The 6,053-nt window shown below is 74.1% G+C and carries 7 protein-coding genes; 5 read left to right on the top strand and 2 right to left on the bottom strand.

Features of this window, described 5'->3' with window-relative positions; translation table 11 throughout:
• Nucleotides 1-1,603, top strand: a 1,603-nt coding sequence (locus tag AC1MIR_RS21275; RefSeq protein ID WP_480030177.1) for an ABC transporter permease, incomplete at its 5' end; no start/stop codon positions are given.
• A gap of 189 nt (nt 1,604-1,792) precedes the next feature.
• Here the strand turns inward: AC1MIR_RS21275 and AC1MIR_RS21270 are convergent.
• Nucleotides 1,793-2,626 (bottom strand): sulfite exporter TauE/SafE family protein, encoded by an 834-nt coding sequence (locus tag AC1MIR_RS21270; protein WP_480030176.1) that lies wholly within the window; start codon nt 2,624-2,626, stop codon nt 1,793-1,795.
• 185 nt (nt 2,627-2,811) lie between these two features.
• On the opposite strand from AC1MIR_RS21270, the gene AC1MIR_RS21265 reads away from it, so the two are divergent.
• The 3 genes from AC1MIR_RS21265 to AC1MIR_RS21255 are packed head-to-tail and all read left to right on the top strand — an operon-like array spanning nt 2,812 to nt 4,924.
• Nucleotides 2,812-3,576, top strand: coding sequence for a sulfite exporter TauE/SafE family protein (locus tag AC1MIR_RS21265; RefSeq protein WP_480030175.1), 765 nt, complete (start codon nt 2,812-2,814; stop codon nt 3,574-3,576).
• Entirely contained in the window at nt 3,576-4,304 is a 729-nt protein-coding gene (cuyB, locus tag AC1MIR_RS21260) for a cysteate racemase (protein WP_480030174.1), read from the top strand. Before AC1MIR_RS21265 ends, cuyB begins: the two co-directional genes overlap by 1 nt.
• Nucleotides 4,305-4,363: 59 nt before the next feature.
• Nucleotides 4,364-4,924 (top strand): DedA family protein, encoded by a 561-nt coding sequence (locus AC1MIR_RS21255; RefSeq protein ID WP_480030173.1) that lies wholly within the window; start codon nt 4,364-4,366, stop codon nt 4,922-4,924.
• A gap of 16 nt (nt 4,925-4,940) precedes the next feature.
• Here the strand turns inward: AC1MIR_RS21255 and AC1MIR_RS21250 are convergent, their stop codons facing one another.
• On the bottom strand, nt 4,941-5,678 hold the full coding sequence (locus AC1MIR_RS21250; protein ID WP_480030172.1) for a response regulator transcription factor: 738 nt from the start codon (nt 5,676-5,678) through the stop codon (nt 4,941-4,943).
• Between the two features lie 130 nt (nt 5,679-5,808).
• Between AC1MIR_RS21250 and AC1MIR_RS21245 the strand changes: the two genes are divergently transcribed.
• A partial coding sequence (locus tag AC1MIR_RS21245; protein ID WP_480030171.1) for a hypothetical protein occupies nt 5,809-6,053 on the top strand: 245 nt, incomplete at its 3' end.

The raw sequence follows: 6,053 nt of genomic DNA, 5'->3' as shown, positions 1-6,053 counted from the left end.
GTGGCTGCTGGCCATCGGAGCGGTGCCGCTGCTGCGCCTGCGGGCCGAGGCGCTCGGCGGCGGCGCGGTCGCTGCGGCCCTGGCCGAGCCGGCCGTCTGGCGGGCGACGGCGAACAGCCTGCGGATCTCGCTCGGTGCCGCGGCGCTGGCGACCGTGATCGGCGGCGCGCTGGCCTGGGCGCTGCTGCTGCGCGGCCTGCCGGGGCGCGGCGCGCTGCTGTTCTTCGCCGTGCTGCCCGCGCTGGTGCCGGCGCAGGTGATGGCGCTGGGATGGATCCAGGCCTCGGGCCCGGCCTCGCCGCTGCTGCTGGCGCTCGGCCTCGCGCCACCGCTCGGCACGCCCAATCCGGTGTATGGGGCGGCCGGCATGACGATCCTGCTGGCCGTGCAATCCGCGCCGCTGGTGATGCTTGCCGTCGCGGCCCTGCTGCGGCGGGTGCCGGGCGAGGCGGTGCTGGCGGCGCGCGGGCTCGGCGCGACGCCGGAAGCGGCGCTGCGGCGGGCCATCTGGCCCCTGCTGATGCCGGGCCTGCTGGCCGGGGCGGGGCTGGCCTATGTGGCGGCGCTCGGCAATTTCGGCGTCGGCGCGCTGCTCGGCATCCCGGCGCGCGTGACGGTGCTGCCGGTGCTGATCTGGCAGCGCCTTTCGGCGGGCGGGGCGGATGCGCTCGCCCAGGCGGCGGCGCTGGCCGTGCTGCTGGCGCTGCTGGCCGCGCCGGCGCTGGTGGTGCAGTCGCTGGCGGCGCGGCGCGCACCGACCGCCGGGCGCCAGCCCTTCGCCGCGGTGCCGCTGGCCCGGCCGGCGGAGCGCGGCGCCGTCGCCCTGGTGGTGCTGTATCTGCTGGCGGTGCTGGCCGTGCCGATGCTGGCGCTGCTGGCCTCGGCGCTTGTTCCGGCACGGGGGATGGAGCTCTCGGCCGAGACGGTGACGCTGCGCCACTTCGCCGCTGCCACCGCGCCGGGGGCGCATACCGCGGCGGCCTTCGGCAATTCGCTGCTGCTGAGCCTGGGTGCGGCGCTGCTGCTGGCGCTGGCGGCGCTGCCGATCGCGCTGGTGCTGCGGGCGAAGGCGGTGCGCGCGGCCAGCACCGCGACGGACCTGCCCTATGCGCTGCCGGGCGCCTGCACCGGCGTGGCCGCGATCCTGGTCGTGCTGTCGCTGCCGGGCGGCGGGGCGATCTACGGCACGCTCGGGCTGATCCTGTTTGCCTATCTCACGCGCTTCCAGGCGCTGGCGCTGCGACCCGTGGCGGCGGCGGCGGCGCGGCTCGACCCGTCGCTCGACGAGGCGGCGCGGGGGATGGGCGCGGGCGTGCTGCGGCGGCTGTTCCGGGTGCACCTGCCGCCCCTGGCGCCGGCGCTGGCCGCGGGCGGCATCCTGGTGGCGCTGACGGCGGTGAACGAGGTCACCGTTTCCTCGCTGCTCTACGGGCCGGGGACGCAGACGCTCGGCGTGCTGGTCTTCGGCCTGCAGGAGAGCGGCAACTCGCCGCTCGCCTCCGCCGTGTCCTGCCTGGCGCTGCTGCTGATGGCGACGCTCATGGCGCTGGCCACCCTGGCGGCGCGCAGGCTGCCGCCCGGCACCCTGCCCTGGCGGCCGTGACGCCGCCGCGGGGATTTGTGGCCCCGGCGGGCCGATTCAGACCTGCGGGGCTAGCGCCCCTCCGGTCATCGGACCGCCTGGGCGGGCCGATTCAGACCTGCGGGGCTAGCGCCCCTCCGGTCATCGGACCCGCCTGGGCGGGCCGATTCAGACCTGCGGGGCTAGCGCCCCTCCGGTCATCGGACCGCGTCAGCCCACCAGGCTCCAGCCCATGCGCAGCACCGTCACGCCGAGGAACAGCGCGAAGAGGCGCTTCAGCAGCAGCGGCGGGATGGTATGCGCCAGCTTCACGCCCCAGGGCGCGGCGAGCATCGAGGTCGGCACGATCAGCGCAACCCCGATCAGGTTGACATAGCCGAGGGAGAGCGGGGGCAGCAGCGGGTTGCCCCAGCCGGCATAGACGAAGCCGAGCGTGGCGGGCACGGCGATGATGATGCCGAAGGCGCTGGCGGTCGCGACCGCGGCGCGCATCGGGGCGCCGAAGGCCGAGAGGATGGGCACGCCCACCGTGCCGCCGCCGATGCCCATCATCGCGCTGACCGTGCCGATGAAGCCGCCGATGCCGTGCCGCGGCGCGCCGGCCGGAAAGCTCTCGCGCAGGCGCCAGTCGGCGGAGGTCAGCGCCATGTTCGCCGCGACCGCTGCGGCGACGAGGGCGAAGACCAGCGTCAGCGCATCGCCGCGCAGCCAGATCGCAAGCACCGTGCCGAGCGCCACGCCGACGGCGATGGAGGGTGCGAGGCTGCGCAGCAACGCGACATCCATCGTCCCCTTGGCGAAATGCTTGCGGGCGGATTGGATGGAGGTGGGGATGATCGTCGCCAGGCTGGTGCCGATGGCGAGCTTCATCTGCACCGCCTCCGGAATGCCGAAGAAGGGCAGCACGTTGAACAGCACGGGCACGATGACGATGCCGCCGCCGACGCCGAGCAGCCCCGCCAGGGTGCCGGAGACGAGGCCGGTGGCAGCCATGGCGGCGGCGAGGCCGAGCAGCCAGAGCGGATCCTGCAGGAACTCGGTCATGGCGTCGCATCCCGTCCAGGCATGACTTAACCGAAAGATGGTTCACTATCGCCAGCCGCACCGGAATGCGGTTAAAGCGTCAATGACGGTGACATAACCTGCAACAAGCCATGCGTCACCCGGACACATCGCTTCTCAGCCATGCGGATTGCGCCTGCCAGACCGGCGGCGCCTAGGATCTCGCCATGCCCCTCGTCACCGAGCCGCTTTTCTGGGCGCTCGCCATCCCCGCCTTCCTTCTCACCGGGATCTCCAAGGGCGGATTCGCCTCCGGCGCCGGCAATGTCGCGGTGCCGCTGATGGCGCTGGCGGTGCCCGCGCCGCAGGCGGCCGGCATCGCGCTGCCGGTGCTCTGCGCCATGGACATCGCCGGTCTCCGCGCCTGGTGGGGGAAGTGGAGCCGGCGCGAATTGCTGAGCATCCTGCCCGGCGGCCTGCTCGGCGTCGGGCTCGGCACGGCGGTGTTCGGGCTGCTCGACGACCGGCAGGTGAAGCTGATGGTCGGCGTGATCTCGCTCGCCTTCCTGGCGCGCAGCCTCTGGCAGGCGCGGCCGGGGCGCGTGGCGCCGCCGCCGGCCGCGCCGAACCGATGGCGCGGCGGCTTCTGGTCGGCGCTGTCGGGCCTGACCTCCACCGTCGCGCATTCGGGCGGGCCGCCGCTCGCGGTCTATCTCTATCCGCTGCGGCTCGACCGCGCGAAGCTGGCGGCGACCACCGTCGTGTTCTTCGGCGTGATCAACTACGTGAAGCTGGTGCCGTATTTCTTCCTCGGCCAGCTCTCGGCGCAGAACCTGCTGACCAGCCTGCTGCTGCTGCCGCTGGCGCCGGTCGGCGTGGCGCTCGGCGTATGGCTGGCGAAGCGGATCAACGACCGGGTCTTCTACCGCGTGGTGTATGTGATGCTGTTCGTCACCGGGGTGAAGCTGGTCTGGGACGGGTTGGGCCTCTGATGGAAACGCGCATCCTCGGCGTGCTGGGCGGCATGGGGCCGCTGGCCTCGGCGGAGTTCATGCGGCGGCTGACGCTGCTGACGCCGGCCGAACGGGACCAGGACCACGTCCCCGCCGTGCTGTGGTCCGACCCCCGCGTGCCGGACCGCACCGCCGCGCGGCTCGGCGGCGGGGCGGACCCGCTGCCGGCGCTGCTGCGCGGCATCCGGGGGCTGGAGGCGGCCGGCTGCGGGGCCATCGCCATCCCCTGCAACACCGCGCATGGCTGGTTCGAGGGGATGCAGGCGGCGACGCCCCTGCCGATCCTGCACATCGTGGATGCCGCCGCGGCGGAGCTTGCCCGGCTCGGGGTGGCGGGCGGGCGCATCGGGGTGATGGGCACCGCGGGGACGCTTGCGATGCGGCTCTACCAGCAGCGGCTGGAAAGGCGGGGCTTCGACTGCCTGGTGCCGACCGAGGCGGAGATGGCCCGCCTCGTCACCCCGGCCATCGCCGAGGTGAAGGCCAACCGCGTGGCCGAGGCCCATGCGCCCCTGGCCGAGGCCGCCGGCGCGCTGGCGGCGCGCGGGGCGCAGGCGGTGGTCCTGGGTTGCACGGAAATCCCGCTCGGCATTGCCGCCGGCCCCGCCCTGCCCTTCCCGGTCTGCGATACGCTCGATGCGCTGGCGCACGCGGCGATCCGCTGGGCCGGGACGGGAGAGCGCCCGCCCGCCCTCACGCCGGCATGAGATTCCGCTTTGGCGCGACGGCCGGCCGCGCCATAGTCCCGCTTCTCCGGGAGGTCAGGGTGGCGGAGTTCTGGGCGGAATGGGGCGCGCTCGCCTATGTCGCGGCCGCCATCTGGGCGTTCTTCGAGGGCGAGACCTTCGTCATCGTGGCGGCGGCAGCCGGCGCGGCGACCGGCATCGTCGATCCCTGGATCCTGATCGTCTCGGTCTGGCTCGGCTCCTTCGCGGGCGACCAGACCTGGTTCACGCTGGGCAAGAAGTTCGGCCCGGCGGCGCTGCGCCGCTTCCCGAAGGCGGAGGCGCAGGTGGCGCGCGCCTCCGTCCTTCTGGAACGCTACGGCGCGCTCTTCGTGCTGAGCTTCCGGTTCCTCTACGGCATCCGCAACGTGGCCTCGGCGGCCTGCGGCATCGCGGGCATGGACCACCGCCGCTTCGCGATCCTGAACTTCATCGCCGCCGGCATCTGGGCCTGCAGCTTCACCGCGGCCGGCTGGTTCCTGGGCGCGCTGCTGGGGCCGGAGCGCCTGCTGTGGGTGCTGGGCGGCACGGCGGTCACGATCATCGTCTTCCTGCTGGTCCGCCGCTACCTGCGCCGGCCGCGCGTCGCGCCGGGCGTCTGACGCGCCGAACCCGGCGCTAACCGGCCTCGGGGTCGAACAGATACCCCACGCCCCGCACCGTGCGCAGCGCCATCGGTCGCGCGGGGTGGCGCTCGATCTTGCGGCGCAGGCGCATCACGCGGAGGTCGATGGCGCGGTCGAAGGCCTCCGGCTCCTCCTCGCCGGAGGTCCGCTCCAGCAGCCAGTCGCGGTGCAGCGCGCGATTCGGGTTCTCGATGAAGAGGTTAAGCAGCGACAGCTCGCTTTCCGTCAGCTGGTCGTCCTTGCCGTCCGCGGTGCGCAGCACGCCGGTCCTGCGGTCGAGCACCGCGGCGCCGATCCGGGCCTTGTGCGGCGCCAGCGCCTCCGCCGGGCCGGGCGCGGCGGCGCGGCCCTCGCCGCCGGCACGACGCATCAGGGCGCGCAGCCGGGCAAGCAGCTCGCGCGGCTCGAAGGGCTTGGTGATGTAGTCGTCGGCCCCGGACTCCAGGCCCACCACCCGGTCCACCAGGTCGCTCGCCGCGGTGAGCATGACGATGCCCACGGTGGGCGAGAGCCCGCGCAGCCAGCGCGCGAGGGAAAAGCCGTCTTCCCCGGGCAGGCCGACATCCACCAGCACGGCGTCGGGCATGTCGCGCGCCACCGCGGCGCGGAAGGCGGCGCCGTCGCCCACCCCCTCCACCGAGAAGCCCTGGTTCGTGAGATAGGCGCAGACCGTCTCCCGCTGGAACGGGTCGTCCTCCACGACCAGGATCGTCGTCGTCCCCTCTGCCATCCGAGACTCTCCCCCTGCCGGAAAGTCGCAGGCGCGCGCCGCAGCGTCAAACGCCTGTCGCGAAACAGACGAAACACGGACGCCGCCGGCACGAAACACAGGGGCGCGCAGGGTGGGGCAGGATAGGGCCATGCTTCCCGCTGCCGGCCCCGAGCCGCCCGATGCAGCCCAGGCCGCGCTGCAGGCGCAGGCGCTGGCGGCCATGGCCGGCCCCTTCGCGCTGTTCGCCGCAGATGGGCGACTTGTCTCGGCGAATGCGCGCCTCGATTCGTTGCTGCCGCCCTCGGACGCGGCGCGCGGCCCCGCGGCGCCGCGGCCCGGGCGGCGACCCGCAAACCGCCCGCGCCGGGGGGGGGGCCCCCCCGCGGGCGCGGG

The organism is Falsiroseomonas sp. RANM36, assembly GCF_056682175.1.
This window is presented reverse-complemented; position numbering and strand designations above follow the sequence as displayed.